At 54.8% G+C, this 1,634-nt stretch carries 1 rRNA gene (only partly in view); it reads right to left on the bottom strand.

The features are described 5' to 3' along the window. Positions 1 to 91 precede the first annotated feature (91 nt). A 23S ribosomal RNA gene (locus ACETK3_RS21115) occupies positions 92 to 1,634 on the bottom strand; it runs 1,364 nt beyond the window's last position.

Genomic DNA, 1,634 nt, shown 5'->3' with positions numbered 1-1,634 from the left:
AGTTGTTGGTTCCGTGCCATTAACCCGTGGTGTTGGGGGTTGTTGGTTGGGAACCACATAGTGGACGCAAGCAGAGTTTTGTATGTTCTGTGTGGTGTAAGTTGTTGGCCTATTAGTACCGGTCAGCTTCACGAGTCGTTAGTCCTCGCTTCCACATCCGGCCTATCAACCCAGTGGTCTGGCTGGGGGCCTCTCACACCCGAGGGTGTATGGAAATCTCATCTTGAAGCGAGCTTCCCGCTTAGATGCTTTCAGCGGTTATCCCATCCGAACGTAGCTAATCAGCGGTGCACTTGGCAGTACAACTGACACACCAGAGGTTCGTCCGTCCCGGTCCTCTCGTACTAAGGACAGCCCTTCTCAAATTTCCTGCGCGCGCAGCGGATAGGGACCGAACTGTCTCACGACGTTCTAAACCCAGCTCGCGTACCGCTTTAATGGGCGAACAGCCCAACCCTTGGGACCTACTCCAGCCCCAGGATGCGACGAGCCGACATCGAGGTGCCAAACCATGCCGTCGATATGGACTCTTGGGCAAGATCAGCCTGTTATCCCCGAGGTACCTTTTATCCGTTGAGCGACGGCCATTCCACAATGTACCGCCGGATCACTAGTCCCGACTTTCGTCCCTGCTCGAGATGTCTCTCTCACAGTCAAGCTCCCTTGTGCACTTACACTCGACACCTGATTGCCAACCAGGCTGAGGGAACCTTTGGGCGCCTCCGTTACTTTTTAGGAGGCAACCGCCCCAGTTAAACTACCCATCAGGCACTGTCCCTGACCCGGATTACGGGCCGAAGTTAGATGTCCAAAGTGACCAGAGTGGTATTTCAACGATGACTCCACCCGAACTGGCGTCCGGGCTTCAACGTCTCCCACCTATCCTACACAAGCCACTCCGAACACCAATACCAAACTATAGTAAAGGTCTCGGGGTCTTTCCGTCCTGCTGCGCGTAACGAGCATCTTTACTCGTACTGCAATTTCGCCGAGTTTATGGTTGAGACAGCGGGGAAGTCGTTACTCCATTCGTGCAGGTCGGAACTTACCCGACAAGGAATTTCGCTACCTTAGGATGGTTATAGTTACCACCGCCGTTTACTGGGGCTTAAATTCTCAGCTTCGCCTTACGGCTAACCGGTCCTCTTAACCTTCCAGCACCGGGCAGGAGTCAGTCCGTATACATCGTCTTGCGACTTCGCACGGACCTGTGTTTTTAGTAAACAGTCGCTTCCCCCTGGTCTCTGCGGCCCCGATCCCCTCCCACCAGCAATGTGGTGTTCAAGGTTGGGGCCCCCCTTCTCCCGAAGTTACGGGGGCATTTTGCCGAGTTCCTTAACCATAATTCTCTCGATCGCCTTGGTATTCTCTACCTGATCACCTGTGTCGGTTTGGGGTACGGGCGGCTAAAACCTCGCGTCGATGCTTTTCTCGGCAGCATAGGATCACCAAATCCCCCCATACGGGGGTCCCATCAGATCTCAGGCCATATGAATGGCGGATTTGCCTACCATTCGCCCTACATCCTTAGACCGGGACAACCATCGCCCGGCTCGGCTACCTTCCTGCGTCACACCTGTTAATACGCTTGCCTCCCGGGATCAGGTCCTGCGCTCCACCAAAACCCTTCCGTC

This window comes from Arthrobacter sp. E44 (assembly GCF_041877125.1).
Taxonomy (GTDB): domain Bacteria; phylum Actinomycetota; class Actinomycetes; order Actinomycetales; family Micrococcaceae; genus Arthrobacter.
This window is presented reverse-complemented; position numbering and strand designations above follow the sequence as displayed.